Source organism: Ramlibacter sp. (assembly GCF_041916345.1).
Taxonomy (GTDB): Bacteria; Pseudomonadota; Gammaproteobacteria; order Burkholderiales; family Burkholderiaceae_C; genus Ramlibacter.
Genome location: NZ_JAYRZR010000035.1, coordinates 15,261 through 40,929, shown reverse-complemented (window position 1 = coordinate 40,929; position 25,669 = coordinate 15,261). Strand labels below are relative to the sequence as shown.

General features: G+C 70.4%; 22 protein-coding genes and 1 pseudogene. 9 read left to right on the top strand and 14 right to left on the bottom strand.

Translation table 11 applies throughout. From position 1 onward, the window contains the following. From ACE3T5_RS11340 to rodA, 7 genes and pseudogenes are all read right to left on the bottom strand, one after another. Window positions 1–403 (bottom strand): annotated as a pseudogene (locus ACE3T5_RS11340) (3-deoxy-7-phosphoheptulonate synthase); the annotation flags it as partial. Window positions 404–632: 229 nt separating this feature from the next. Further along, on the bottom strand, window positions 633–1,202 hold the full coding sequence (locus ACE3T5_RS11335; RefSeq protein WP_374667614.1) for a hypothetical protein: 570 nt from the start codon (window positions 1,200–1,202) through the stop codon (window positions 633–635). An 11-nt stretch (window positions 1,203–1,213) separates the two neighbouring features. Then, complete coding sequence (gene tldD, locus ACE3T5_RS11330) at window positions 1,214–2,674, bottom strand: metalloprotease TldD (RefSeq protein ID WP_374667612.1); 1,461 nt, start codon at window positions 2,672–2,674, stop codon at window positions 1,214–1,216. A gap of 64 nt (window positions 2,675–2,738) precedes the next feature. Continuing rightward, complete coding sequence (locus ACE3T5_RS11325) at window positions 2,739–4,847, bottom strand: protein kinase (RefSeq protein WP_374667610.1); 2,109 nt, start codon at window positions 4,845–4,847, stop codon at window positions 2,739–2,741. Window positions 4,848–4,947: 100 nt separating this feature from the next. Beyond that, window positions 4,948–6,522: an ABC transporter substrate-binding protein gene (locus ACE3T5_RS11320; RefSeq protein ID WP_374667608.1), complete on the bottom strand. Its 1,575-nt coding sequence runs from the start codon at window positions 6,520–6,522 to the stop codon at window positions 4,948–4,950. A gap of 66 nt (window positions 6,523–6,588) precedes the next feature. Beyond that, window positions 6,589–7,491, bottom strand: a complete 903-nt coding sequence (locus ACE3T5_RS11315; protein ID WP_374667606.1) for an NAD(P)-dependent oxidoreductase — start codon at window positions 7,489–7,491, stop codon at window positions 6,589–6,591. Next, window positions 7,488–8,642, bottom strand: a complete 1,155-nt coding sequence (gene rodA, locus ACE3T5_RS11310; RefSeq protein WP_374667604.1) for a rod shape-determining protein RodA — start codon at window positions 8,640–8,642, stop codon at window positions 7,488–7,490. Before rodA ends, ACE3T5_RS11315 begins: the two co-directional genes overlap by 4 nt. Window positions 8,643–8,685: 43 nt before the next feature. On the opposite strand from rodA, the gene ACE3T5_RS11305 reads away from it, so the two are divergent. The 9 genes from ACE3T5_RS11305 (at window position 8,686) to ACE3T5_RS11265 (ending at window position 18,281) form a co-directional block, all read left to right on the top strand. Then, a complete protein-coding gene (locus ACE3T5_RS11305; RefSeq protein WP_374667602.1) occupies window positions 8,686–9,303 on the top strand; it encodes a YqiA/YcfP family alpha/beta fold hydrolase in 618 nt (205 codons plus the stop codon). 25 nt (window positions 9,304–9,328) lie between these two features. Next, complete coding sequence (locus ACE3T5_RS11300; protein WP_374667600.1) at window positions 9,329–11,383, top strand: ribonuclease catalytic domain-containing protein; 2,055 nt, start codon at window positions 9,329–9,331, stop codon at window positions 11,381–11,383. 18 nt (window positions 11,384–11,401) lie between these two features. Then, entirely contained in the window at window positions 11,402–12,250 is an 849-nt protein-coding gene (locus ACE3T5_RS11295) for an energy transducer TonB (RefSeq protein WP_374667616.1), read from the top strand. Window positions 12,251–12,259: 9 nt separating this feature from the next. After that, entirely contained in the window at window positions 12,260–13,093 is an 834-nt protein-coding gene (aroE, locus tag ACE3T5_RS11290; RefSeq protein ID WP_374667598.1) for a shikimate dehydrogenase, read from the top strand. Then, complete coding sequence (gene mtgA, locus ACE3T5_RS11285) at window positions 13,090–13,821, top strand: monofunctional biosynthetic peptidoglycan transglycosylase (protein WP_374667596.1); 732 nt, start codon at window positions 13,090–13,092, stop codon at window positions 13,819–13,821. The genes aroE and mtgA overlap by 4 nt, the downstream gene beginning before the upstream one ends. After that, entirely contained in the window at window positions 13,818–14,450 is a 633-nt protein-coding gene (locus ACE3T5_RS11280; protein WP_374667594.1) for a lysophospholipid acyltransferase family protein, read from the top strand. Before mtgA ends, ACE3T5_RS11280 begins: the two co-directional genes overlap by 4 nt. A gap of 13 nt (window positions 14,451–14,463) precedes the next feature. Further along, window positions 14,464–15,465 (top strand): phosphatidate cytidylyltransferase, encoded by a 1,002-nt coding sequence (locus ACE3T5_RS11275; protein ID WP_374667592.1) that lies wholly within the window; start codon window positions 14,464–14,466, stop codon window positions 15,463–15,465. Window positions 15,466–15,468: 3 nt separating this feature from the next. Continuing rightward, a complete protein-coding gene (gene ruvC, locus ACE3T5_RS11270; protein WP_374667590.1) occupies window positions 15,469–16,020 on the top strand; it encodes a crossover junction endodeoxyribonuclease RuvC in 552 nt (183 codons plus the stop codon). A gap of 71 nt (window positions 16,021–16,091) precedes the next feature. Then, window positions 16,092–18,281, top strand: coding sequence for a prolyl oligopeptidase family serine peptidase (locus ACE3T5_RS11265; RefSeq protein WP_374667588.1), 2,190 nt, complete (start codon window positions 16,092–16,094; stop codon window positions 18,279–18,281). A gap of 24 nt (window positions 18,282–18,305) precedes the next feature. Here the strand turns inward: ACE3T5_RS11265 and ACE3T5_RS11260 are convergent, their stop codons facing one another. From ACE3T5_RS11260 to murC, 7 genes are all read right to left on the bottom strand, one after another. Next, window positions 18,306–18,482 (bottom strand): hypothetical protein, encoded by a 177-nt coding sequence (locus tag ACE3T5_RS11260; RefSeq protein ID WP_374667586.1) that lies wholly within the window; start codon window positions 18,480–18,482, stop codon window positions 18,306–18,308. A gap of 10 nt (window positions 18,483–18,492) precedes the next feature. Further along, a complete protein-coding gene (lpxC, locus tag ACE3T5_RS11255) occupies window positions 18,493–19,416 on the bottom strand; it encodes a UDP-3-O-acyl-N-acetylglucosamine deacetylase (protein ID WP_374667584.1) in 924 nt (307 codons plus the stop codon). A gap of 443 nt (window positions 19,417–19,859) precedes the next feature. Next, window positions 19,860–21,104, bottom strand: a complete 1,245-nt coding sequence (gene ftsZ, locus ACE3T5_RS11250) for a cell division protein FtsZ (RefSeq protein WP_374667582.1) — start codon at window positions 21,102–21,104, stop codon at window positions 19,860–19,862. Between the two features lie 145 nt (window positions 21,105–21,249). Then, window positions 21,250–22,479 (bottom strand): cell division protein FtsA, encoded by a 1,230-nt coding sequence (gene ftsA, locus ACE3T5_RS11245; RefSeq protein ID WP_374667580.1) that lies wholly within the window; start codon window positions 22,477–22,479, stop codon window positions 21,250–21,252. An 18-nt stretch (window positions 22,480–22,497) separates the two neighbouring features. Continuing rightward, window positions 22,498–23,286 (bottom strand): cell division protein FtsQ/DivIB, encoded by a 789-nt coding sequence (locus tag ACE3T5_RS11240; protein WP_374667578.1) that lies wholly within the window; start codon window positions 23,284–23,286, stop codon window positions 22,498–22,500. Continuing rightward, on the bottom strand, window positions 23,283–24,245 hold the full coding sequence (locus ACE3T5_RS11235) for a D-alanine--D-alanine ligase (protein ID WP_374667575.1): 963 nt from the start codon (window positions 24,243–24,245) through the stop codon (window positions 23,283–23,285). The genes ACE3T5_RS11240 and ACE3T5_RS11235 overlap by 4 nt, the downstream gene beginning before the upstream one ends. After that, window positions 24,242–25,648 (bottom strand): UDP-N-acetylmuramate--L-alanine ligase, encoded by a 1,407-nt coding sequence (gene murC, locus ACE3T5_RS11230; protein WP_374667573.1) that lies wholly within the window; start codon window positions 25,646–25,648, stop codon window positions 24,242–24,244. The genes ACE3T5_RS11235 and murC overlap by 4 nt, the downstream gene beginning before the upstream one ends. Window positions 25,649–25,669: the final 21 nt, after the last annotated feature.

The following is a 25,669-nucleotide window of genomic DNA, read 5'->3' as shown; positions in this document are numbered from 1 at the left end:
TCTCGTCGAGGTAGGGGTCGTTGATCAGGCCCTTCCAGCCGACCGTGGTGCGCGGCTTCTCGAAGTACACGCGCATCACCACCTCCAGCGTGTCCTTGTGCTTCTCGCGCGCCTCCTTCAGGCGGCGCGCGTAGTCCAGCGCGGCGGCCGGGTCGTGGATCGAGCACGGCCCGATCACCACCAGCAGGCGGTCGTCCTTGCCGTGCATGATGTCCTGGATCGACCGGCGGGTGCGCGTGATCAGGGCCTCCACCGCGGTGCCGCGGATCGGGAAGAAGCGGATCAGGTGTTCGGGAGGGGGCAGCACGGTGATGTCCTTGATGCGTTGGTCGTCGGTCTGGCTGGTCTTGTCGACGGGGCGCGCATACCAGGCATCGGCGGCGGCAGTGGCTTTGGCGGTCATGGACGGGTTTCTCCGTGGGGGGTCTTTGTGAAGCGCCCAAGAAAAAACCGCCGGGGTGGCCGGCGGTTTTTTCGAGGTTCTTTGCGTTTGTCGCGGGTACGCTCAGATCTCTCTTCCGCCGGGGGCGCTGGAGAACCAAAAGTAGCCAAAGAAGAAGGCGCGAACGGGACGCATGCGTGCAATGTAGCACAGCAGGCCGCATGGCCGGCTGCCGGCGCGGGCCGGCGTGTCAAAGCCGCAACTTCTGCCACCACTGCAGGGCGCGCTCGACCTGCGGCTCGGTCGCCGCGGCGGGCCCCGGGCCCGGACCGGTCTCGGGCGCCTCACTGGCCAGCCACTGCTCGTACATGTCGATCAGCAGCAAGCCCTCGCCCAGCGTGCGCCAGGCGACCAGCTCGAAATCCTCCGGCGAGAGCGGCAGTTCGCGCTGGGCGGCGCCGCCCTGCAGCAGCCACTGGCCGATCAGCACCCGCAGGTTGTTCAGGGCCTGCAGGTAGGCCGGGTACTCGTACAGGCCGCGCCAGGCCAGGCCCAGGTTGACGACCATGGCCCGATGGTCCCGCAGCACGGTCATCAGGTCCATCAGCATCGGCGCCACGGCTTCGCGGTTGCGGTCCTCCCGCAGGCGCTGCACGATGGCCTCGACCTGCGCGGCGAGTTCACCCATGCCCTCGGAGAAGATGCGCGTGTCCTCGTCGGCGACCGCGCTGCGCAGGAAGTGGCTGAGCTCCCCGAACGTGTGGATGCTCGGCAGGTTCGTGTTCGGGTCGATCGGCAGGCGGGCGGACTTGCGGCTCACCGGGCCAGTATTCAGGCCGTGCCGCCGACCGTCAAGCCGTCGATGCGCAGGGTGGGCTGGCCCACGCCCACCGGCACGCTCTGGCCTTCCTTGCCGCAGGTGCCCACGCCGGTGTCGAGCCGCATGTCGTTGCCGATCATCGACACCCGGGTCAGCGCGTCCGGGCCGTTGCCCACGATGGTGGCGCCCTTCACCGGGTACTGGATGCGACCGTTCTCGACCCAGAAGGCCTCGCTCGCGGAGAACACGAACTTGCCGGAGGTGATGTCCACCTGGCCGCCGCCGAAATTGGTGGCGTACAGCCCGCGCTGGATGCTGGCCACGATCTCCTGCGGATCCTTGTCGCCGCCCAGCATGTAGGTGTTGGTCATGCGGGGCATGGGGATGTGGGCATAGCTCTCGCGCCGGCCATTGCCGGTGGGCGCCACCTTCATCAGGCGCGCGTTCATCGCGTCCTGGATGTAGCCGCGCAGGATGCCGTCCTCGATCAGCACGTTGCGCTGCGTGGCATGGCCCTCGTCGTCCACGTTGAGCGAGCCGCGGCGGTCGGCGATGGTGCCGTCGTCGAGCACGGTCACGCCCCTGGCCGCCACGCGCTCGCCGATGCGTCCGCTGAACGCGCTGGAGCCCTTGCGGTTGAAGTCACCCTCCAGGCCATGGCCCACCGCCTCGTGCAGCAGCACGCCGGGCCAGCCCGGGCCCAGCACCACCGTCATCTCGCCGGCCGGGGCCGGGCGGGACTCGAGGTTGGTGAGCGCGGCACCGACGGCATCGTCGACGTACGACTGCAGGCGAGCCGTGTCGAAGTAGGCCAGGCCGAAGCGGCCACCGCCACCGGCGGAGCCCATCTCGCGTCGGCCGTTCTGCTCGGCGATGACCGTGACCGACAGGCGCACCCGCGGCCGCACATCGGCCGCCAGCGTGCCATCGGCGCGCGCCACCAGCACCACGTCGTGCTCGGCGGCCAGGCCGGCCATCACCTGCACGATGCGCGGGTCCTTGGCGCGCGCCATGCGTTCGGCCTGCTCCAGCAGCGCCACCTTGGCGGTGCTGTCCAGCGTGCCGATCGGATCCACGCCGGGGTAGAGCGAGCGGCTCGGCGCCACGCGGTGGGCCGGCAGCTTCACCCGCGCGGTGCGGCTGGCACTGGCAATGGCGCGCACGGTGCGCGCGGCGTCCAGCAAGGAGGCCTCGGAGATGTCGTCCGAGTAGGCGAAGGCGGTCTTCTCGCCGCTCACGGCGCGCACGCCCACGCCCTGGTCGATGCTGAAGCTGCCGGTCTTGACGATGCCCTCCTCCAGGCTCCAGCCCTCGCTGCGGGTGGACTGGAAGTACAGATCGGCGTCGTCGACACGATGCGCCCGGATCTCGGCCAGGGCACGCGCCAGGTGCGATTCGTCCAGGCCGAAGGGTTCCAGCAGCAGCGCGCGGGCCGTGGCCAGACGCTCGAGGGTGGGTTCTCGGGAGATCATTGATTCATTGTAGGGCGGGCACCCAGACCCTGCGGCCACGCGGGGCGGCGCGCCCCGGGCCGCCTCAGGCAGCGGGCGGACGGGCCGGCGCCTGGCTGGCGCCCGCCACGGTGCGCAACAGCGAGCGCTGCGCCAGCGCCTCCAGCAGGGCGGCAGCCGAGGGATAGCGGTCCTCGGGGCGCTTGGCCATCAGCCGCTCCACGATCGGCTGCAGGCCTTCGTGCTCCAGCGGCAGCTTGGGCGTGGGTGCCGTGAGGTGCCGCGCCAGCAGCTGCTCCAGCGAGTCGGCGCGGTAGGGCCGCTGGCCGGTGAGCATCTCGAACATCATCACGCCCAGGCTGTACAGGTCGGTGGCGGGCGTCACGCCATGGCCGGTGGCCTGCTCCGGGCTCAGGTAGTAGGGCGTGCCCACGACGTCGCCATGGCGCGTCTCGGTCAGCGGGGTGTTCTCCGCCTGCATCGACTTGGCCACGCCGAAATCGGCCAGCGCCACCGTGCCGTCGACGCGGATCATGATGTTCTCGGGCTTCAGGTCCCGGTGCACGATGCCGCGCTCGTGGATGGCCTGCAGGGCCTGCGTGACCTGGGTCAGCACGTCCAGCACGCGCTCCTTGGTCATCGGGCCGCGGTTGAGCTCCTTGCGCAGGTCGCCGCACTCGAAATACTCCATCGCGATGTACGCGTGGTCGTCGGTGAAGCCCTGGTCGTAGATGCGGATGACGTGCGGATCGTGGATGCGCGAGAGCAGCGCGTATTCCTGGATGAAGCGCGACAGGTTCTCGCCGGCGGTCTTGCCCGCGGCCTCCAGCACCTTCAGCACCACCGGCAGGCCGTCTTCCTCGCGCACCGCCAAGTAGACCTCGGTCATGCCGCCGGAGCCGATCTTGCGGGTGAGGCGATAGCCCTTGAGCCGCAGCGGCGACTCCCCGGGGTGGAAGCTGTGGTCCTTGAACTTGGACAGCTGGTTGCTCAGCGCGCCCTTGACGGCCCGCGCGGTGATCTCGGAGTTGACCTGCACCGCGGCGCGGATCTCGGCCGCGCGCTCGGTCAGCGTGGCCATGCCGTGGCGCTTGTCGTCCAGGTTGGTGACCAGGCCGGTGATCTCGGCCACGTCGACCCACCCATTGCGCCCCCGCACCTCGATCGACGTCATGCCCCCGGTCTGCACGCCCTCGCCCGACGCGTTCAGCGTGGCGTGGCTGGCCACCACGGTCCAGCCCAGCTCCTTGCTGGCGGCCTCCAGGCGGGCCGCGGTGTTGACCGTGTCGCCGATGGGCGTGGTCTCGCGGTTCTGCATGGTGCCCAGGCGGCAGATCGTGACTTCGCCCGTGTGCAGGCCCACGCCGATGGCAAACGGCGGCAGGCCGCGCTGGGCGAAGCGCTGCTCCAGCCAGCTGCGGAACTCATGCGTGGCCAGTGCCATGGCCAGCGCCGCCGAGACGGCCCGGCGCGCGGCCGGCAGCGGCGAGCCGCCGGCGGTGTCGGAGAACACGGCCATCAGGCCGTCGCCGATGAACTTGAGGTGCCGGCCGCCGTTGGTGAGCACCGGCTCGCAGGTGCGCTCGAAGTAGCGCGTCAGCAGCTCGGCGACCTCGCTGGAACTCAGCTTCTCGGCCAGCGAGGTGAAGTTGCGGATGTCGGAGAACAGCACCGTGGCCTGGATCACCTGGTCGGCCACCGCGCCTTCGGGCGCGTCCAGGCCGAAGCGGTCGGTCACGTGCATCCCGCCCAGGCTCTGGGTGAAGGCCTGGCGCAGGTTTTCCTCGCGCAGCTGCACGGCGGTCTGGATCGAGTCCTCGATGCGCCCGCGCTTCCTGAGCAGGCTGCCCAGCGCCTCCAGCAGCTCGACGCGGGTGAAGGGCTTGGCCAGGTAGTCGTCGGCGCCGGCCGTCATGCCGCGGCGCATGCTGGCGCGGTCGTCCAGCGCGGTGAGCAGCATGAAGGGGGTGGTGGCCAGCACCGGATCGGCGCGCACGGCCTCCAGCAGGGCGAAGCCGTCCATCTCGGGCATGCTGATGTCGCTGATCACCACGTCCGGGGCCACCTGGCGCATGCGTTCCAGCCCCTCGCGGCCGTTCACCGCGGAGGCGATGTCATACCCCTCCAGCTTCAGGAGCCGGACGATGTTGGTACGAATCGCGTCGTCGTCCTCGACGATCAGGATGGTGGTCATGGGACGGGCGGTCGCACCAGCGCGACACCGCCTCGTGCACCGAGTGTAGCGGCTGCGGGCGCCCGGTGGCGGCCAGCCGGACGGCCCGGCCGCCGGAGCGTCAGCGCGGCCCCACGGTCACCCACTGCCATTCGAGCCAGTTGTCGGCACGATGGACGACGTTCACGTTGGCGCGCGCCGCCCAGGGGATGACCTGCCGGTGCAGGGGGATGTGGTGCACCTGCTCGTTGTGCTCCTTCAGCGCGGCCTTGACGAGCTGCTCGCGCTTGGCCGGATCGGGCTCCTTGCCGGAGGCGACCGCCAGTTCGTCGAGCTTCGGGTTCTTGAAGTTGCCCCAGTTGTAGTAGCCCACCCCGCCCTCGCCGCGCGAGCGCATGATGGGCGTGAGCGTGGTCTCGGCATCGGTGATGGCGCCGCCCCAGCCCAGCATGTACATCGACACGTCCAGCTTCTCGGCCTTGGGGAAGTAGGTGGCGCGCGGCTGCGCCACCACCTTCACCTTCACGCCGATCTGCGACCACATCGCGGCCAGGGAGGTGCAGATCTCCTCGTCGTTGATGTAGCGGTTGTTCGGGCAGTCCAGCTGCACTTCGAAGCCATTCGGGTAGCCCGCCTCGGCCATGAGCGCCTTGGCGCGGGCCAGGTCGAAGGGCAGGCGCTTCTCGATCTCCGGGTCGTTGTAGCCGCCCAGCGGGGAGGGCGTGATGGAGCCGGTGGGCAGCGCCTGGCCGCGCATCAGCCGGGTCTTGATGGCCTCGATGTCCACCGCGTGGTAGAGCGCCCGGCGCACGCGGACATCCTTGAACGGGTTCTTGCCCTTCACGCTGCTGTACAGCAGTTCGTCGCGGGCCTGGTCCATGCCGATGAAGATGGCGCGGTTCTCCAGGCCGTCGATCACCTTCACGCCCGGCGTCTGCCGCATGCGCGGGATGTCCTGCGGCACCGGGTCAAGCACGAAGTCGACCTCGCCGGAGATGAGCGCCGCGGTGCGGGTGGCGTCGCTCTTGATGGGGGTGTAGACCACCTCCTGCACGTTGCCCTCGATGCGGCCCCAGTAGGCCGGGTTGCGGCGGAAGGTGGTGCGCGTGTCGGGCTGCCGCGAGACCAGCATGTACGGTCCGGTGCCGTTCATGTTGGTGTTGGTGTACTTGTCTTCCTTGTTCTTGAAGTCCAGCGGCGCGGCAGCGTTGTTCTTCTCGCTCCACGCCTTGCTCATGATGTAGATCGTGGTCGCGTGCTGCAGGAAGATCGGGTTGAACTGCTGCAGGGCGAACTCCACCGTCAGGTTGTCCACCTTGCGCGGCGCACCCAGCGCGACCGCGTAGGCGCGGAAGGGCGAGGCCGAGTGCGCGGCGCGCTGCACCGAGAACACCACGTCGTCGGCGGTGAAGGGCGTGCCGTCATGGAACTTGACGTTCGGCCGCAGCTTCATGCGCCACAAGGTGGGGGTGACCTGGGTCCACTCGGTGGCCAGGGCAGGCGCGATGCCGAGCTGCTTGTCGCGCGTGACCAGCGTGTCGTAGACCTGCCCGTTGATCGAGTTGGTGAGCAGCTCGTTCTGCGAGTGCGGGTCCATCGTCTGGGCATCGCCCTGGCTGGCCCAGCGAAGGGTCTGGGCCTGGGCCGCGAAGGCCAGGGTGATGGCCGCCAGGGCAGCGGCGTGACGCAGCTTCATCGTGTTCTCCTACGGTCGGGGTGCAGGGATTGTGGGAATCGGACAGCCCGCCGGCACCCGTTCAAATCAGCTTGACGCTGGCGGCGGTTTGTGCAAACCCGCGAGCAGCAAGAAGAGTGCCGCGTCATCCCGATCGGCCAGGCCGGCGTGCGCCGCGGCCTCGTAGACACCGTGCGCGGCAGGCCCCAGCGGCCCCTGGAAGCCGGCCGCCTGCCCGGCCTGCAGCGCCAGGCCGGTGTCCTTGCGCAGCAGCGTCACGTGGGCGCGCGGCTCGTAGTCGCCCGCCACCGCGCGGCGCATGCGGTCCAGGCCGATCCAGCTCTGGCCGCTGCTCTGCTCGATCACGTCCAAGGTGCGGCCGAGATCCAGGCCCAGGGCGCGCGCCAGGGCCAGCGCTTCGGCCGCGCCGGCCAGGTTGATGCCCGCCAGCAGGTTGTTCACCAGCTTCGTGCGCGCGCCGTCGCCCAGCCGCTCACCCACCCGGAACAGGCGCGCGCTCAGGTCGCGCAGCAAGGCCTCGTGCCGCGTGAACACGGCGTCCGCGCAGGCGACCATGAGGCTCATGCTGCCGTCGCGGGCCCGCGCGGGGCCGCCGGACATCGGCGCGTCGACCACGGCCAGGCCGGCCTGCGCCAGCCTCTTGCCAAGGGCCTCCACGTCCGCCGGCGCGATGGTGGGGCACAACAGCACCGCGGCACCCGGCGCGAGCGCGGCGGCTGCCCCCTGCGCGCCGAACAGCACCTCGGCCGTCTGGTCGGCGTCGACCACGCAGACGATCAGCGCGTCCGCGCCGCCGGCGGCATCGGCCGGGCGGGCCGCGGCCTCGGCGCCCTGCGCCACCAGTGCGTCGACGCGGGCAGCGACGAGATCGCAGGCGCGCACGCGCCAGCCCTGGTCCAGCAGGCGGGCGGCCATGCCGCCGCCCATGTTGCCCACGCCCACGACACCGACCATGCCCTTGGGCGTCATGTCTGCACCAGCCGCTTGGCCTTGGCGATGGACATCAGGATGCCCAGCCCCATGCCCAGGGTCACCATCGCCGTGCCGCCGTAGCTGATGAAGGGCAGCGGCACGCCCACCACCGGCAGGATGCCGCTGACCATGCCCATGTTCACGAAGGCGTAGGTGAAGAAGATCATGGTCACCGCGCCGGCCAGCAGGCGCGAGAACAGCGTGGAGGCCTCCAGCGCGATGGTCAGGCCGCGGAAGATGAGGAACAGGAAGGCCGCCAGCAGGCACAGGTTGCCCAGCAGGCCGAATTCCTCGGAGAAGGCGGCGAATATGAAGTCCGTCGTGCGCTCGGGAATGAACTCCAGGTGGGTCTGCGTGCCCTGCATGAAGCCCTTGCCCAGCCAGCCGCCGGAGCCGATGGCGATCATGCCCTGGATGATGTGGAAGCCCTTGCCCAGCGGATCGCGCGTGGGATCCAGCAGGGTGCAGATGCGCTGCTGCTGGTAGTCGTGCAGCACCGGCCAGCGCACGCCCTCGGCGCACAGCCGCGGCTCGAAGATCACCAGCAGCACGATGCCCACCAGCCCCAGCGCCACCGGCGGCACGATCAGCTTCCAGGGCAGGCCGGCGAAGAAGATCACCGACAGGCCGGCCGCCAGCACCAGCAGCGAGGTGCCCAGGTCGGGCTGCTTCATGATCAGGCCCACCGGCACCGCCAGCAGCACGCCGGCCACCAGGAAGTCCAGCGGGCGCAGCTGGCCCTCGCGCTTCTGGAACCACCAGGCCAGCATCAGCGGCATGGCGATCTTCAGGATCTCGCTCGGCTGGATGACGATGCCCACGTTCACCCAGCGCCGGGCGCCCTTCTTGGTGATGCCGAAGATCGCCACCGCGATCAGCAGCGCCACGCCGGCCACGTACAGCGGCACCGCGAAGCTCATCAGCCGCTGCGGCGGCACCTGCGCCACCACGAACATGATGGCGCCGGCCAGCAGCATGTTGCGGCCATGGTCGTAGAACCGCGTGCCGTGGTCGAAGCCCGACGAATACATGATCAGCAGCCCGGCGCAGGCCAGCAGGAACACCGCGAAGGCCAACGGCCCGTCGAAGCCCTGCAGCAGCGGCGAGATGCGCTGGCGCAGGGTGGGCTGCTCGAACACGGCGGACATGGCGCGGAATTATCGCCGCTGGCACCGGTGGCAAGATGCCGCCATGCCCGCTGCCCCTGCCGCCGAACCGCCCATCACGCACCTACTGTACCTGCACGGCTTCCGCTCCTCGCCGCGGTCCTTCAAGGCGCAGCGCATGGCGGGCGTGATCCAGGCACGCCATCCGGGCGTCACCTGGTGGTGCCCGCAGCTGCCGCCCTCGCCGCGCGAGGCCATGACGATGGTGCTGGACGGCATCGCCGCCTGGCCGCGCGAGCACATGGCGGTGATCGGCTCCTCGCTCGGCGGCTTCTACGCCCTGCACGTGGCTGGCACCACCGCCTGCCGCTCGGTGCTGCTCAACCCGGCGGTACATCCGGCGCGCGACCTGGCGCGTCACATCGGCGAGCAGGTCGCCTGGCACGACCCGGCCGAGCGCTTCTTCTTCCACCCAGGCTATGTGGAGGAGCTGCAGGTGCTGGAGGCCGGCCCCGCGGCCCCGCTCACCCGCTGCCTGGCGATCATCGCCCAGGGCGACGAGGTGCTGGACTGGCGCGAGATGACGGCCCGCTGCGCCGGCGCGCGCATCCGCCTGCTCGAGGGCGGCGACCATGCCCTGTCGGACTTCGACACGCACCTGCCCGAGGTGCTGGCCTTCCTGGGCCTGGGCGCGCCGGACTGAACGCAAACCCTGGGACAATCGCCGCATGTTCGCTTTGTATGAGGATGCCGGCAAGTTCCATGCGGGCCGGGTGCTGTCGGAGGCCGAGAGCTCCCTGCAGGTGGAGCTGGAGAGCGGCAAGCGCGTGAAGGTGAAGGCCGCGCACGTGCTGCTGCGCTTCGAGAAGCCGCACCCCGCCGAGCTGCTGCGCGAGGCGCAGGCGGTGGCGCAGACCATCGAGCTCGACCTCGCCTGGGAGTTCGCCCCCGAAGAGGAGTTCGGCTTCGCCGACCTGGCACGCGACTATTTCAGTGCCCAGGCCACGCAGGTGCAGCAGGCCGGTGCGCTGCTGCGGCTGTTCGAGGCGCCGCACTATTTCCGCCGTGCTGGCAAGGGGCGCTTCCGCAAGGCGCCGGCCGAGGTGGTGCAGCAGGCGCTGGCCGCCATCGAGAAGAAAAAGCAGGTGCAGGCGCAGATCGAGGCCTGGGCGGCCGAGCTGGTCGCCGGGGCCTGCCCGGAGCCGGTGCGCGCGCAGCTGTTCCGCATTCTCTTCAAGCCCGACAAGAACGCGCCCGAGTACAAGGCGGTGGTGGAGGCTTCGCGCGCCGCGCAGGAGGCCCCGCTCGCCCTGCTGCAACGCGCCGGCGCCATCGCCTCGCCCTACCAGTTCCACTGGCAGCGCTTCCTGTTCGACTACTTCCCGCGCGGCACCGGCTTCGCGCCGATGGCTGCGCCCGCCATCCGCGACGAGCTGCCGGTGGCGCCGGTGCAGGCCTTCTCGGTCGACGACTCCAGCACCACCGAGATCGACGACGCCCTGTCGGTGCAGGGCCTGGGCAGCGGCACCGTGACCCTGGGCATCCACATCGCGGCGCCCGGCCTGGCGCTGGCGCCCGGCTCCCCGCTCGACCAGGTGGCGCGCCAGCGCCTGTCCACGGTCTACATGCCCGGCCACAAGATCACCATGCTGCCGGATGAAGTGGTGCAGACCTACACGCTGATGGAGGGGCGCGACTGCCCCGCCGTCTCGCTCTACCTGCGCATCGACGAGGCCAGCCTCGCGATCCAGGCCAGCGAGACGCGGCTGGAGCGCGTGCCGATCCGCGCCAACCTGCGGCACGACCAGCTCGACGCCTTCCTCGACGAAGCCTGGCTCACCAGCGCCGACGGCGCCTCGGCGCACGACGTGCCGGAGCCGGCGCGCCACCTGCATGGCGAACTGGCCTTCCTGTTCCGGCTGGCGCAGCACCTGAAGGCGGCGCGCGAGGTGGTGCGCGGCAAGCCCGAGACCTTCAACCGCCCCGACTACAGCTTCCGCCTGCCCGATGCCACCGGCGAGCCGACCGGCCACGAGACGGTGGAGATCACCGTGCGCCGCCGGGGCGCCCCGCTGGACCTGATGGTCTCCGAGGCGATGATCCTCGCCAACAGCACCTGGGGCCAGTGGCTGGCCGAGCTGGGCGTGCCCGCCATCTACCGCAGCCAGGCCAGCCTGGCGCCGGGGGTGAAGGTGCGCATGGGCACCAAGGCGCTGCCGCACGCCGGCATCGGCGTGAAGTGCTACGCCTGGAGCACCTCGCCCCTGCGCCGCTACACCGACCTGGTGAACCAGTGGCAGATCATCGCCTGCGCGCGCCATGGCCGGACCGCCGCGCTGGCCGCACCGTTCAAGCCCAAGGATGCGGAGCTGTTCTCCGTGATCTCGGCCTTCGACGCCGCCTACTCCGCCTACAACGGCTACCAGGCCGGCATGGAGCGCTTCTGGACCCTGCGCCACCTGCAGCAGCAGGGCGTGCGGGAACTGGAGGCCACGGTGTTCAAGGAGGGGCTGGCGCGCGCGGACACCTTGCCGCTGGTGCTGCCGGTGCTGGGCGCGGCCGACCTGCCGCGCGGCAGCCGGGTGCGGCTGCGGCTGGGCGACATCGACCTCATCACGCTCGACGTCGCCGGCACGGTGATCCAGCGGCTGGACGCACCGCCGGCCGATGCGGGCACCGCCGAGGAGGAGGAAGACGACACCGCCGTCGCCGGCCCGATCGCCATCGCGGTGGACGTGGACGAAGCCCCGGAGGCACCTGCCGCCGAGGCCGCGGCCGATTGATAATCCGCATCCGTGAACCTGAAGTCCCTGAGCACCCTGCAGATCGCGCTGGGCGTGTCCGTCGTCGTGCACGCGGCCCTGCTCACGGTGCGCTTCGTGGATCCGGAGAGCTTCAACCGCGTCTTCCAGGACACCCCGCTGGAGGTGGTGCTGGTCAACGCCCGCAGCAACGAGAAGGTGGAGCGCCCGCAGGCCATTGCCCAGGCGGCGCTGGCCGGCGGCGGCGAAGCCGAGAAGGGCCGCGCCACCTCCCCCCTGCCGCCCTCGGCGCTCACCTCGCTCGGCGACGCCGCGGAAGACGCGCAGCGCAAGATCGAGGCGATGCAGGAGCAGCAGATGATGCTGCTCGCGCAGTTGAAAAAGACGCTCGCGGCGATGCCGCCGCCCGACCCCAAGCTGGCCCAGACCAACCCCGAGGCCGCCGCGCGCGAGGAGAAGCGCCGCCAGCTCATCAAGCTGCTGGCGGAGATCGAGCGGCGCATCAATGAAGAAAACGCCCGGCCCAAGAAGCGCTATATCAGCCCCTCCACCCGCGAGGAGGTGTACGCCGTCTACTACGACCGCCTGCGGCGCAAGATCGAGGACCGCGGCACGCAGAACTTCCCGGAGCTGGCGGGCCGCAAGCTGTATGGCGAGCTGACCATGATCGTCACCGTCAACCACGACGGCCGCGTGCTCGACACCGAGGTGGTCGAGACCTCCGGCAACACCACGCTGGACCGCCGCGCCGTGGGCATCGCCCGCGCTGCCGGCCCCTTCGGCCCGTTCTCACCCGAGATGCGGCGCCGCGCCGACCAGATCGTGGTGGTGTCGCGCTTCAAGTTCACCCACGAGGAAACGCTGGAGACCAAGCTCACCTCCCGGTGAGACGCGACCATGGACCTGTATTGCGTCATGGGCCATCCCGTGGCCCACAGCAAGTCGCCGTGGATCCACGCCCGCTTCGCCCAGCTCACCGGCGAACCCGTCGCCTATGAGCGGCGGCTGATCCCGCTGGACGGCTTTGCCGAGGGCGTGCGCGCCTTCCGCGCCGAAGGCGGCCGCGGCTGCAACGTGACGGTGCCGTTCAAGTTCCAGGCGCCCGCGCTGGCCGATCACGTCAGCGCGCGCGGCCGGCAGGCCGGCGCCTGCAACACGCTGCGCTTCGACGCTGACGGCGTGCATGCGGACAACACCGACGGCGTGGGCCTCGTGGCCGACCTGCGGGACAACGCGGGCGCGGTGCTGCAGGGCGCCACCATCCTGCTGGTGGGCGCGGGCGGCGCGGCGGCCGGCGTGCTGGGCCCGCTGCTGCAGGCCCGCCCCGCCGCGCTGACCATCGCCAACCGCTCGCCCGACAAGGCGCGTGCGCTGGTGGCCTCGCATGCCGCGCTGGCGCATGACTGCGGCGTGGCCCTGTCGGCCTGCGGGCTGGAAGAGGTGCCCTCGGCCCTCGACATCGTCATCAACGGCACCGCTGCCAGCCTGGGCGGCGATGGCATCCCCGTGCCGGCGCGCGTGCTGCGGCCCGGCACGCTGGCGGTGGACATGATGTACGGCCCGGCAGCGCAGCCCTTCCTGGACTGGGCCGCGGCCCACGGTGCCGTGGGCCGTGACGGCCTGGGCATGCTGGTGGAGCAGGCGGCCGAGGCCTTCGCCTTCTGGCGCGGCGTGCGTCCGCCCTCTGCCCAGGTGCTGCGCGAACTGCGCGCGGAGTTGGCCCGCCCATGAGGCCGGTGCTGCGGTGGCTCGGCCTGGTGGCCCTGGCGGCCATCGCGCTGCAACTTTTCTTCTTGCTATGGATCGCCGGCATGACGGTGATCGATCCGCGCACCACCGCCTTCCAGCGCTCCGAGGCCTGGCGCATCGCCACGCAGAAGGACAAGCTGCGCTGGCGCCAGCAGTGGGTGCCCTACGAAGCCATCTCCGATCACCTCAAGCGCGCCGTGATCGCCTCGGAAGACGGCAGCTTCGCCCAGCACGACGGCGTGGACTGGGAGGCCCTGGAGAAGGCGTGGGAACGCAATGCCAAGGCGGAGCAGCAGGCCGCGCGCCGCGCCCCCGCGGGCAAGGCGCCTGCGAAGCCCCCCAAAGTGGTGGGCGGCTCCACCATCACGCAGCAGCTCGCCAAGAACCTGCTGCTATCGGGTGAGCGCACGCTGCTGCGCAAGGGCCAGGAGTTCGTGCTCACCCTCACGCTGGAGGCGCTGCTCTCCAAGCGGCGCATCCTGGAGATCTATCTCAACAGCGTGGAGTGGGGCGAAGGCGTGTTCGGCGCCGAGGCCGCCGCGCAGCACTACTGGCGCAAGCCGGCAGCCAAGCTCACGCCCTATGAGGCCGCGCGGCTGGCCGTGATGCTGCCGCGGCCCAAGTTCTTCGAGCTGCGGCCGCAGTCCGGCTACCTGGCGGAACGCGCCAACACCATCGTCGCGCGCATGCGCGACGCGGAGCTGCCATGAAGGAATCGCTCTCGCCCCTGGCCGCCAAGGCCATGGGCCTGTTCCTGCTGAACCTGATCCGCCTGCTCACCGGCGCGCAGGCCCGCTGGACCGGCTGCCCGCCCAAGGCGGAGCAGCGCATCTACTTCGCCAACCACCAGAGCCACGCCGACCTGGTGATGATCTGGGCCGCCCTGCCGGAGGAGCTGCGCAGCATCACGCGCCCGATCGCCGCGCGCGACTACTGGACCAAGACGCCGTTCAAGCAGTGGATCACCACCGCCGTCTTCAACGCGGTGTACGTGGAGCGCGAGCGCAAGGAGGGCGTGGACCCGCTCGCGCCGCTGATCGAGGCGCTGGAAAGCGGCGACTCCATCATCATCTTTCCGGAGGGCACGCGCGGCTTCGGCGAGGAGCCGCAGCCCTTCAAGTCGGGCCTGTACAGCCTGGCGCAGAAGTTTCCGCACGTGGTGCTGGTGCCGGCCTGGATCGACAACATCCAGCGCGTCATGCCCAAGGGCGAGGTGGTGCCGGTGCCCATCCTGTGTTCCGTGACCTTCGGCGCGCCGATCCGGCTGGAGGAAGGCGAGGAGCGCCGTGCCTTCCTGGACCGCGCGCGGGCGGCGGTGATCGCCCTGCGCGACCTGTGAGGCGAGACGCACCATGAACCAGTTCCTGCGCAGCCTCTCCGCCACCCAGCAGGTCGGCGCCCTGTTCCTCTTGGTGTTCGGCGTGCTGGCCATCGCCAGTGTGACGGCCTTCCTGCTCACCCTGCGCGAGCGCCGCTCGCCACAGGACGAGGTGCACCACGAACGCCTGCGCCACTTCCGCCAGCTGCTGGGCACCTCGTGGGCCATGGTGGCGCTGTTCTGGCTGGGCTGGGCGCTGGGCAACACCGCGGCCACGGTGCTGTTCGCGCTGATCGCCTTCTTCGCGCTGCGTGAGTTCATCACGCTCTCGCCCACGCGCCGCGGGGATCACCGCAGCCTGGTGCTGGCCTTCTTCATCGTGCTGCCGGTGCAGTTCTGGCTGGTGGGCACACGGCACTTCGACCTGTTCACCGTGTTCATCCCGGTCTACGTGTTCCTGGCGATCCCGGTGGCCAGTGCCATCGCAGGCGACCCGCAGCGCTTCCTGGAACGCAACGCCAAGCTGCAGTGGGGCATCATGGTCTGCGTGTACGGCATGAGCCACGTGCCGGCGCTGCTGCTGCTGGACTTCCCGGGCCGCAACTACGCGGGCAAGCAGGCCTTCCTGGTGTTCTTCCTGGTGCTGGTGGTGCAGACCTGCATGCTGGTGCAGCACCTGGTGACGCGACACCTGGCCCGGCCGCCCAGCCTGCCGGAGATCAGCCAGAGCTTCAACTGGTACCCCTGGTTCCTGGGCATGCTGGTGGGCAGCATCTTCGGCGGCCTGCTCTCCTTCATCACGCCCTTCAAGCCGGGGCAGGCGCTGGGCATGGCCTTCGTGGCCTGCGTCGCGGGGTCGATGGGGCACCTGGTGATGAAGGCGCTCAAGCGGGATCGCGGCGTCACCGCGTGGGGGCCGCGCGGCGTGTCGGTCACCGGCGCCAACGGCCTGCTGGATCGCGTCGATGCGCTGTGCTTTGCCGCGCCCATCTTCTTCCACGCCGTGCGCTGGTACTTCGGCGTGGACGCAGGCTAGGCCATGCCGCGCATCCTGGGCATCGACCCCGGCCTGCAGACCACCGGCTTCGGCGTGATCGACGTCGCCGGCCATCAGCTCACCTACGTGGCCAGCGGCACCATCACCACCACCCACCTGGACCGCGGGGACCTGCCGGCGCGGCTGAAGGTGCTGTACGACGGCATCTGCGAAGTGCGCAAGCGCTACGAGCCGGACAGCGCCGCCATCGAGATCGTCTTCGTCAACGCCAATCCGCAGGCTACGCTGCTGCTGGGCCAGGCGCGCGGCGCCTGCCTCACCACCCTGGTGTCGCTGGGCCTGCCGGTGGCGGAGTACACCGCGCTGCAGATGAAGCAGGCCGTGGCTGGCTATGGCAAGGCCGGCAAGGCGGAGGTGCAGGAGATGGTGCGCCGCCTGCTGCAGTTGCCCGGCCTGCCGGGCAAGGACGCCGCCGATGCCCTGGGCCTGGCGATCACGCACGCGCACGCCGGCGCGTCGATGGCGCGCATCGCGCAGGCGACCAGCACGGCGCGCCGCACGACGGGCATGTATCGGGGCGGGCGCACGCACTGATACCCGTCGTCCGTGCGCAGACGGGGATTCCGGCGTTTGCTGCGCGCCCGCTCCACCGCGACAATCAGCCGATGCACGAAGCTGCCTCCCCTGCCCGCTGCCTGATCCAGGCCCTCGCCTGCGCACTGGCCCTGCTGAGCCCCGCCGCCTGGGCCCAGCCCGCTCCGGTGCAGGCCGTCACCGAAACGCTGCATGGCACGACGGTCACCGACCCTTACCGGTACATGGAGGACGCGGCCGATCCCCGCGCGCGCACGTGGATGCAGTCGCAAGGCCAGGCCGCGCGCGCCACGCTCGACCGCATCGAAGGCCGCGCGGCGCTGCTGGCCCGGCTGGATGAACTGAACCGCGGCCAGGGTGACCGCCACCAGGGCCTGGTGCGCCTCGCCGCGGGCGCGGTGTTCTACCTGCTGCGGCCGGCTGGCGCGCGCCAGTTCAAGCTGGTCACGCGCCCGTCGCTGGAGGGCGCGCCGCGCGTGCTGGTGGATCCGGAAGACCTGGCCCGGCGCACCGGCACGCCGCACGCCATCAACTACTTCGAGCCGTCATGGGACGGCCGATACGTGGCCTACGGCATCTCCGCCGGCGGCTCCGAAGACGCCTCGCTGTACGTGCTGGACGTGCGCACGGGCGAGGTGGTGGGCGCGCCCATTCCGCGCGTGCCGCACGGCGGCGTGAGCTGGCTGCCAGACAGCCGCAGCCTCGCCTTCAACCAGTTGCGTGCCCTGCCCGCCGGCACGCCTGACGCCGAGACCTACCTGGATACGACCGTGCGCGTGCTGCGCGTTGGCGACCCTGAAGCGCAGGCACGCGCGGTCTACGGCCCGCTGGCCACGCCGACCCTGGGCCTCTCGCGCCTGGACAATGGCCGATTGATCTTCGCGCCCGACAGCCAGTGGGTGATCGCCGCCAGCAACGACACCACGCAGCGCGAAGGCCCGGTGTTCGTGGCGCGCGTCGCCGATCTGCGCAGCAACCCGGTGCCCTGGAAGCGCATCGCCCGCTTCGAGGACCACCTGGTGGACCTGCAGCTCAAGGGCCATCACCTGTACGTGCGCACCAAGGCCGGCGCGCCCCGCTTCGAGGTGCGCCGCGTCGATCTGCGCCAACCGGATCTTGCCAAGGCCGAGCGCGTGGCCCAGGCGCCCGCCGATGGCCTGATCGAGGGCTTCGAGATCGGCCGCGACCAGGTGATCACGCGCGTGCGGCAGGGCGCCACCATCGGCCTGCGGCTGCATGCCCGTGGCGACACGGCGGGCCAGCCGGTGGCTCTGCCCTTCGCCGGTGCAGCCTGGCTGGCCGATGACGCGGCCCATGCACACCGCGACTTCGTCTATGCGCTGGCCGGCTGGTCGCAGCCCAGTGCCGGGTTCCTGCTGCGGCCCGACGGCACCTCGCAGCCGCTGCCGCAGTTCACCACCGCGCTCAGCACCCGCCTGCCCGATCTGGAGGTGCAGGACGTGCAGGTGCGCAGCCACGACGGCGTGGCGGTGCCGGTGACGCTGCTGCATCGCAAGGGCCTGCCGCGCGACGGCCGCAACCCGGCCCTGGTGCTCGGCTACGGCTCCTACGGCCTGACGATGACGGCCGGCTTCCGCCCTTCGGACATGGTCTGGATCGAACAGGGCGGCGTGCTGGCCGTCGCCAACGTGCGCGGCAGCGGCGTGCTGGGCGATCCCTGGCGCCAGGCCGGCACGCGTGCCACCAAGCCCAACACCTGGAAGGATGGCATCGCGGTGGCGCAGTACCTCATCGACCAGGGCTATGCCTCGCCCGCCACGATGGCCGTGGCCGGCGGCAGCGCCGGCGGCATCTTCGCCGGCCGTGCGATCACCGAAGCACCGCAGCTCTTTGCCGCCGCCGTCATCCACGTGGGGCTGCTGGACGCGCTGCGCGCCGAGACCACCGCCAACGGCATCACCAACATCTCGGAGTTCGGCAGCGTGAAGGACGAGGCGGGCTTCAGGAGCCTGCTGGCGATGAGCACCTACCACCAGATCCGCGACGGCACGCCCTACCCCGCCGTGATGTTCGTGCATGGCCTGAACGACCGCCGGGTGGACGCCTGGCACAGCGCCAAGACGGCCGCGCGCCTGCAGGCCGCCAACCCGGGCGGCAAGCCGGTGCTGCTGCGCCTGGATGCGCAGGATGGCCACGGCATCGGCCGCACCGCCAGCCAGGCCAACGCCATCGCGGCGGACCAGATCAGCTTCCTGCTGTGGCAGATGGGGCGGCGCGTGCTGGCACCCGCGGCGCAGTGACCGCACCGCACGGCGCGGGCCACCTCAGGCCAGCCGCTCGATCACCAGCACCAGGAAGAAGCCCAGCGCCGCGATCACCGTCCACTTGAAGATGGCGAGGCCGAAGCGCTTGTAGCGCGGGTTGCCGGTGCCGGCGTAGAGGGCGAAGCTCACGCCCGCGGCCAGCAGCAGGAGCATCACTGCCCAGCGGAACAGCAGCATGGGCGATGTCCTACCAGGCCCGCGCGGGCAGGCCGAAGCCGGTGGGCGCCTCGCGCTCGTCGTCGAAGCTCACCAGCTCGAAGGCCTGCGGGTCCGCCAGCAGCGCGCGGATCAGCTGGTTGTTCATCGCGTGGCCGGAGCGGAAGGCGCTGTAGGCGGCCAGCAGGGGCTTGCCCAGCAGGTACAGATCCCCCATCGCATCCAGGATCTTGTGCTTCACGAACTCGTCGTCGTAGCGCAGGCCGTCGGCGTTGAGCACGCGGTAGTCGTCCATGACGATGGCGTTGTCCATGCCGGCGCCCAGGCCCAGTCCGTTGGCGCGCATCATCTCCACGTCCTTGGTGAAGCCGAAGGTGCGGGCGCGCGCGATGTCGCGGCTGTAGTGGCCGCTGCCCAGGTCGAACACGTAGCGCTGGCCAGTGGCGTTGACCACGCGATGCGCGAAGTCGATCTCGAAGCTGAGCTTGTAGCCGTGGTACGGATCGAGCCGCGCCCACTTGAGGTTCTCACCCTCGCCCTCGCGCACCTCCACCGGCTTGCGCACCCGCAGGAAGCGCCGCGGCGCGTTCTGCTGATCGATGCCCGCGCTCTGCAGCAGGTACACGAAGGAGGCCGAGGAGCCGTCGAGGATGGGCACCTCTTCCGCCGTGATGTCCACGTACAGGTTGTCGATGCCCAGCCCGGCACAGGCCGAGAGCAGGTGCTCCACCGTGCGCACCTTGGCGCCGCCGTTGGCGATGGTGGAGGCCAGCCGCAGATCCGATGCGGCCGTGGCCGACACCGGAATGTCCACCGGCAGCGGCAGATCGACCCGGCGGAACACGATGCCCGTGTCCGGCTGCGCGGGCCGCAGCGTCAACTCCACCCGCTGGCCGCTGTGCAGGCCCACGCCCACGGCCTTGGTGAGGGTCTTGAGGGTGCGTTGGCGGAGCATCCGGCGATTCTACGGTGCGGGGGCGCGGGGACGTTGTGGATTGTGGCAATGGCGGCGATAGGGGCGGGGCTGCCGGCGTGGCGCGGCTGGGCACGGAGAGCCGCTTCAGCGCGAGAGCGTTTCGCCCTGGAAACGACACTGTCTGGCCGAGGCTACTTGCGCCACATCGGGCAATGGCAACGGGCTGGGTTTACAACAACGGGGAACACTGAGAACGCATAGGGCTCTGATCGCCGCGGCGTTTGTGAAGATTGAAGAAAATTTCTTCAATCTTCACATCCTGCGCCGCCAACAAAAAGGGGATGGACTGCCTGGTCCATCCCCCAATCCTCCCCCTGGAGAACACCTTGTGAGAACTGCGAAAACGGTTGCGTCTTTCCCGTAGTTCCTGCTTGCCTTCTTTCTTCGTTCTGGTGAATGCGATGTCCCGGTCCGAGCGGGCCTCAGTCAGCCTGCTTGCGCAGGAAGGCCGGGATCTCGAAGTCGTCCATGCCGCCGCTGGACAGGGCGTCCACCTTGGCCGCGGCCTGGGTGCGGTTGGTGCGCCACACGCTGGGCACGGCCAGGCCGCCGTAGTCGGGCTGGGCGGGCATCGCACCGGTGGAGGCCATGGCGGCCTGCGCGCCGGGGCCGGCGATGGCGTTGCTGATGGTGGGCACGTTGATCGGCACGTTGTCGGTGCCGGTGCGCAGCACCTGCAGCGGCGGCGCGGTGCGGCGCTGCTGGCCGTGGCGCGACAGGCCGGTGGCCACCACCGTCACGCGCACCTGGTCGCCCAGCTCGTCGTCGTAGGCGGTGCCGTAGATCACGTGCGCGTCGGGCGAGGCGTAGGCGCGGATGGTGTTCATCGCCAGCTTCGATTCGCTCAGCTTCAGGCTGCCCTTGGCGGCGGTGATGAGCACCAGCACGCCCTTGGCGCCCGAGAGGTCGATGCCTTCCAGCAGCGGGCAGGCCACGGCCTGCTCGGCGGCGATGCGCGCGCGGTCCGGCCCGTTGGCCAGCGCGGTGCCCATCATCGCCTTGCCCGGCTCGCCCATCACCGTGCGCACGTCCTCGAAGTCCACGTTCACGTGGCCGGGCACGTTGATGATCTCGGCGATGCCGCCCACGGCGTTCTTCAGCACGTCGTTGGCGTGCGCGAAGGCCTCGTCCTGGGAGATGTCGTCGCCCAGCACCTCCAGCAGCTTCTCGTTCAGCACCACGATGAGCGAGTCGACGTTCGCCTCCAGCTCGGCCAGGCCGGCGTCGGCATTCGTCATGCGGCGGCCGCCCTCCCAGTCGAAGGGCTTGGTGACCACGCCCACGGTGAGGATGCCCATCTCCTTGGCCACGCGCGCGATCACCGGCGCGGCGCCGGTGCCGGTGCCGCCGCCCATGCCGGCGGTGATGAAGAGCATGTGCGCGCCCTCGATGGCCTGGCGGATGTCCTCCACCGCGGCCTCGGCGCACTCACGGCCCTTCTCGGGCTTGCTGCCGGCGCCCAGGCCGGTGCCGCCCAGCTGGATGTGCTTGTGCGCCGGGCTGCGGGCCAGCGCCTGCGCGTCGGTGTTGGCGCAGATGAACTCCACGCCCTGCACGTTGCGGTCGATCATGTGCGCCACGGCGTTGCCGCCGCCACCGCCCACGCCGATCACCTTGATCTGCGTGCCCTGGTGGAACTCCTCGACTTCGATCATTTCGATGCTCATGTGATTCTCCTGAATTCGGTTGCAGTTGCCTTTGCTGTCTGTTGTCGTTGGCCTCGGTCGCCAGGCGGTGGCCCGGCGCAGCGCCATCGCTGCCGCCTGCGGTGGGGCGGCGATCCGCGCGCCAGCCAGAGCTTGTAGCGCGTCATCAGAAGTTCCCCACGATGAAGTCCTTGAAGCGGCCGAAGGCCGTCTTCATGGAGCCGTTCTTCTGCGCCACCTTCAGCCCGCGCACGCGGGCCAGGCGCGCTTCTTCCAGCAGGCCCATGACGGTGGCCGCGCGCGGCTGCGCCACCATGTCGGCCAGCGCGCCGGTGTACTTGGGCATGCCGCGGCGCACCGGCTTCAGGAAGATGTCCTCGCCCAGCTCCACCATGCCGGGCATCACCGCGCTGCCGCCGGTGATGACCACGCCAGAGGAGAGCACCTCCTCGTAGCCCGACTCGCGCACCACCTGCTGCACGAGCGAGAAGATCTCTTCCACCCGCGGCTCGATGACACCGGCCAGGGCCTGCTTGCTCAGCATGCGCGGGCCGCGGTCGCCCAGGCCCGGCACCTCCACCTGCGTCTCGGGGTCGGCCAGCAGCTGCTTGGCGTAGCCCGACTCCACCTTGATGTCCTCGGCGTCCTTGGTCGGCGTGCGCAGCGCCATGGCGATGTCGCTGGTGATCAGGTCGCCCGCGATCGGGATCACGGCCGTGTGCCGGATCGCGCCGCCGGTGAAGATGGCCACGTCGGTGGTACCGGCGCCGATGTCCACCAGCGCCACGCCCAGCTCCTTCTCGTCGTCGGTCAGCACGGCCTGGCTGGAGGCCAGCGGATTCAGCAGCAGGTGCTCCACCTCCAGCCCGCAGCGGCGCACGCACTTGATGATGTTCTCGGCCGCGCTCTGGGCGCCGGTCACGATGTGCACCTTGGCCTCGAGCCGGATGCCGCTCATGCCGATCGGCTCCTTCACGTCCTGGCCGTCGATCACGAACTCCTGCGGCTCCACCAGCAGCAGGCGCTGGTCGGTGGAGATGTTGATGGCACGCGCCGTCTCCACCACCCGCGCCACGTCGGCGGGTGTCACCTCGCGGTCCTTCACCGCCACCATGCCGCTGCTGTTGATGCCGCGGATGTGGCTGCCGGTGATGCCGGTGTACACGCGCGTGATCTTGCAGTCGGCCATCAGCTCGGCCTCCTTCAGGGCCTGCTGAATGCACTGCACCGTGGCGTCGATGTTCACCACCACGCCGCGCTTCAGGCCGGTGGAGGGCGCCACGCCCAGGCCCGCGAGCTTGAGCTCGCCGCCGGGCATCACCTCGGCCACCACCGCCATCACCTTGGCGGTGCCGATGTCCAGGCCGACGACGAGATCCTTGTAGTCCTTTGCCATGTCGTTCTCTCGTTGTCCTCAGTTCCTGCGCGGCGGCTGCGCGTCCGTCGTCGCCACGCCGCGCAGCCGCACGGCATAGCCGTCGCCATGCCGCAGGTCGGCCGACACCAGGGCGTCGGGCCGGCGGCCGAAGCGCTGCGCCACCTGGGTGAGCGTGCGCACGAAGCGCTGCGCGCGCGCCTGCACTTCCTCCGTCGAGCCACGTCCCAGTTCCACCACCGCGCCGGTGTCCAGCTGTGCCGTCCAGCCGCCGCGCACCGACAGCGTGAGCTGCTCCACCGACAGGTCCAGCGGCTCGAACAGCGGTGCCAGCGCGCGGTGCATCGCCAGTACCTGCGAGGCGCTGCCCTCGGGGCCGGCCAGGCGCGGCAGCACCTCCGCATCCACATCACCCGGGTTGGCCTCGAACACCTCGCCGAAGGTGTTGACGAGGCGCGATTCGCTGTCGGCGCCCCAGTAGGCGGCGGCATGGTGTTCCTGCAGCTCCACGCGCAGGCGGTTCGGAAACTGCCGACGCACCACCGCGCGCCGCACCCAGGGCACGGCCTCGAAGGCCTCGCGCGAGCGCTGCAGGTCGGTGGTGAAGAAGTTGCCGGCCAGCCGCGGCGCCACGTTGGCGCGCAGCGTGGCCACGTTGTTATGGGCCACCTCGCCATGCACCGTGATGCCGCCGATGGCAAAGAGCGGATGGCGCAGCGCCCACCACACGGCGGCGGCGGCCAGCAGCACGCCGAACGCCGCGTAGAGCAGCGCTGCGGCGGCGTTCATCAGCCGCACGTCGATGGGGGTGGGCAGCGCTTCGCTCATGCGGGGACGCCCTCCTGGTCCAGGCTGGCGGAGGCCAGCAGCTGCAGGCACAGATCTTCGTAGCTGATGCCGGCAGCGCGCGCCGACATGGGCACCAGCGAATGGCCCGTCATGCCGGGGGAGGTGTTCAGCTCCAGCAGGTACGGCTTGCGGGTGGTGGCGTCGATCATCACGTCCACCCGGCCCCAGCCGCGGCAGCCCAGCACGCGGTAGGCCTTGAGCACCAGCGCCTGGATGGCAGCCTCCTCGCCCTCGGGCAGGCCGCAGGGCACCAGGTACTTGGTGTCGTCGGTGAAGTACTTGTTCTGGTAGTCGTAGTTGCCCTCGGGCGCCACGATGCGGATCACCGGCAGCGCACGCGCGGTATCGCCCGTGCCCAGCACGGGACAGGTGACCTCGTCACCGGCGATGAACTGCTCGCACAGCACGTCGGCATCCAGCGCCGCGGCCGCCTCCACCGCGCCCTGCATCTCCGAATAGCCCTGCACCTTGGCCACGCCGATCGAGGAGCCCTCGCGCGCCGGCTTCACGATCAGCGGCAGGCCCAGCTCGTCGGGCATGCCGATCACGCGTTCGCGGCCCAGGTCCCCGCGGCGCAGCAGCGCGTAGCGCGGGGTCGGGATGCCCTCGGCGATCCACACCCGCTTGGTCATGACCTTGTCGATGGCGATGGCCGAGGCCATCACGCCCGAGCCCGTGTACGGGATGCCTAGCAGCTCCAGCGCCCCCTGCACCGTGCCGTCTTCGCCGAAGCGGCCGTGCAGCGCGATGAAGCAGCGGCGGAACCCCTTCTTCTTCAGCTCCGCCAGGTCGCGCTCGGCCGGGTCGAAGGCGTGGGCGTCCACACCGCGCGACTGCAGCGCCTTCAGCACGCCGCTGCCGGACATGAGCGAGACCTCGCGCTCGGCGGAACGCCCGCCCATGAGCACGGCCACCTTGCCGAACGAGGCGGCGCTCATCGGGCGGCCTCCACCAGCTTCGCGGGCACGCCACCGATGGAGCCCGCGCCCATGCACATCACCACGTCGCCGTCGCGCGCGAAGTCCAGCACCGCCTGCGGCATGCCGGCGATGTCGCCCACGAACACCGGCTCCACCTTGCCGGCCACGCGCACGGCCCGCGCGAGGGAGCGGCCATCGGCGGCCACGATCGGCTCCTCGCCGGCGGCATACACCTCCGACAGCAGCACGGCGTCGGCCTGGCCGAGCACCTGCACGAAGTCCTCGAAGCAGTCGCGCGTGCGGGTGTAGCGGTGCGGCTGGAAGGCCAGCACGATGCGGCGGCCCGGGAAGGCCCCGCGCGCGGCGGCGAGCGTGGCGGCCATCTCCACCGGGTGATGGCCATAGTCCTCGATCACGGTGAAGCGGCCGCCGCCGTGCGCGGCCGGCACCGGCAGATCCCCATGGCTCTGGAAGCGGCGGCCCACGCCCTTGAACTCCGCCAGCGCCTTCTGTACCGCCGCGTCGGGGACATTGAGTTCCACCGCGATCGCGATCGCGGCCAGCGCGTTCAGCACGTTGTGCCGGCCAGTGAGGTTGAGCGTGACCGGCAGGTCCGGCAGCGTGACGCCATTGCGGCGCTGCGCGGTGAAGCGCATCTGCGTGCCCTCGGCGCGCACATCCACCGCGCGCACCTGCGCCTCGGCGTGGAAGCCGTAGCTGGTGATCGGGCACTGCACGTCGGGCAGGATGGAGCGGATCGCCTCGTCATCGGTGCACAGCACCGCCGTGCCGTAGAAGGGCATGCGGTGCAGGAAGTCCACGAAGGCCTTCTTCAGCCGGCCGAAATCGTGACCGTAGGTCTCCATGTGGTCGGCGTCGATGTTGGTCACCACCGCCATCACCGGCATCAGGTTCAGGAACGAGGCGTCGGACTCGTCCGCCTCCACCACGATGTAGTCACCGCCGCCCAGCCGCGCGTTGGCGCCGGCACTGTTGAGCCGACCGCCGATCACGAACGTGGGGTCCATGCCGCCTTCGGCCAGCACGCTCGCCACCAGGCTGGTGGTGGTCGTCTTGCCGTGCGTGCCGGCCACCGCGATGCCCTGCTTCAGGCGCATCAGCTCGGCCAGCATCATGGCGCGCGGCACCACCGGGATGCGCCGCTTGCGCGCGGCCAGCACCTCGGGGTTGTCAGGCTGCACCGCGGTGGAGGTCACCACCGCGTCGGCATCCGTCACGTGCGATTCGGCATGGCCGACATGGGTGCGGATGCCCAGCGATTGCAGGCGGCGCAGCGTGGCGCTGTCGGACAGGTCGGAGCCCGAGACCTCGTAGCCCAGGTTGCGCAGCACCTCGGCGATGCCGGACATGCCGGCCCCGCCGATGCCGACGAAGTGGATGTGGCGAACGGCGTGCTTCATGCGGCGCCTCCGGCCAGTGGG

Coding starts and splice junctions, on each gene's coding strand:
- ACE3T5_RS11305 (WP_374667602.1), top strand. CDS start 8,686: ATGCCCGCTGCCCCTGCCGCCGAACCGCCCATCACGCACCTACTGTAC.
- ACE3T5_RS11260 (WP_374667586.1), bottom strand. CDS start 18,482: ATGCTGCTGTTCCGCTGGGCAGTGATGCTCCTGCTGCTGGCCGCGGGC.
- lpxC (WP_374667584.1), bottom strand. CDS start 19,416: ATGCTCCGCCAACGCACCCTCAAGACCCTCACCAAGGCCGTGGGCGTG.
- ftsZ (WP_374667582.1), bottom strand. CDS start 21,104: ATGAGCATCGAAATGATCGAAGTCGAGGAGTTCCACCAGGGCACGCAG.
- ACE3T5_RS11325 (WP_374667610.1), bottom strand. CDS start 4,847: ATGACCACCATCCTGATCGTCGAGGACGACGACGCGATTCGTACCAAC.
- tldD (WP_374667612.1), bottom strand. CDS start 2,674: ATGATCTCCCGAGAACCCACCCTCGAGCGTCTGGCCACGGCCCGCGCG.
- ACE3T5_RS11280 (WP_374667594.1), top strand. CDS start 13,818: ATGAAGGAATCGCTCTCGCCCCTGGCCGCCAAGGCCATGGGCCTGTTC.
- ACE3T5_RS11240 (WP_374667578.1), bottom strand. CDS start 23,286: ATGAGCGAAGCGCTGCCCACCCCCATCGACGTGCGGCTGATGAACGCC.
- aroE (WP_374667598.1), top strand. CDS start 12,260: ATGGACCTGTATTGCGTCATGGGCCATCCCGTGGCCCACAGCAAGTCG.
- rodA (WP_374667604.1), bottom strand. CDS start 8,642: ATGTCCGCCGTGTTCGAGCAGCCCACCCTGCGCCAGCGCATCTCGCCG.
- ACE3T5_RS11265 (WP_374667588.1), top strand. CDS start 16,092: ATGCACGAAGCTGCCTCCCCTGCCCGCTGCCTGATCCAGGCCCTCGCC.
- murC (WP_374667573.1), bottom strand. CDS start 25,648: ATGAAGCACGCCGTTCGCCACATCCACTTCGTCGGCATCGGCGGGGCC.
- ruvC (WP_374667590.1), top strand. CDS start 15,469: ATGCCGCGCATCCTGGGCATCGACCCCGGCCTGCAGACCACCGGCTTC.
- ACE3T5_RS11300 (WP_374667600.1), top strand. CDS start 9,329: ATGTTCGCTTTGTATGAGGATGCCGGCAAGTTCCATGCGGGCCGGGTG.
- ACE3T5_RS11320 (WP_374667608.1), bottom strand. CDS start 6,522: ATGAAGCTGCGTCACGCCGCTGCCCTGGCGGCCATCACCCTGGCCTTC.
- ftsA (WP_374667580.1), bottom strand. CDS start 22,479: ATGGCAAAGGACTACAAGGATCTCGTCGTCGGCCTGGACATCGGCACC.
- ACE3T5_RS11275 (WP_374667592.1), top strand. CDS start 14,464: ATGAACCAGTTCCTGCGCAGCCTCTCCGCCACCCAGCAGGTCGGCGCC.
- ACE3T5_RS11235 (WP_374667575.1), bottom strand. CDS start 24,245: ATGAGCGCCGCCTCGTTCGGCAAGGTGGCCGTGCTCATGGGCGGGCGT.
- mtgA (WP_374667596.1), top strand. CDS start 13,090: ATGAGGCCGGTGCTGCGGTGGCTCGGCCTGGTGGCCCTGGCGGCCATC.
- ACE3T5_RS11315 (WP_374667606.1), bottom strand. CDS start 7,491: ATGACGCCCAAGGGCATGGTCGGTGTCGTGGGCGTGGGCAACATGGGC.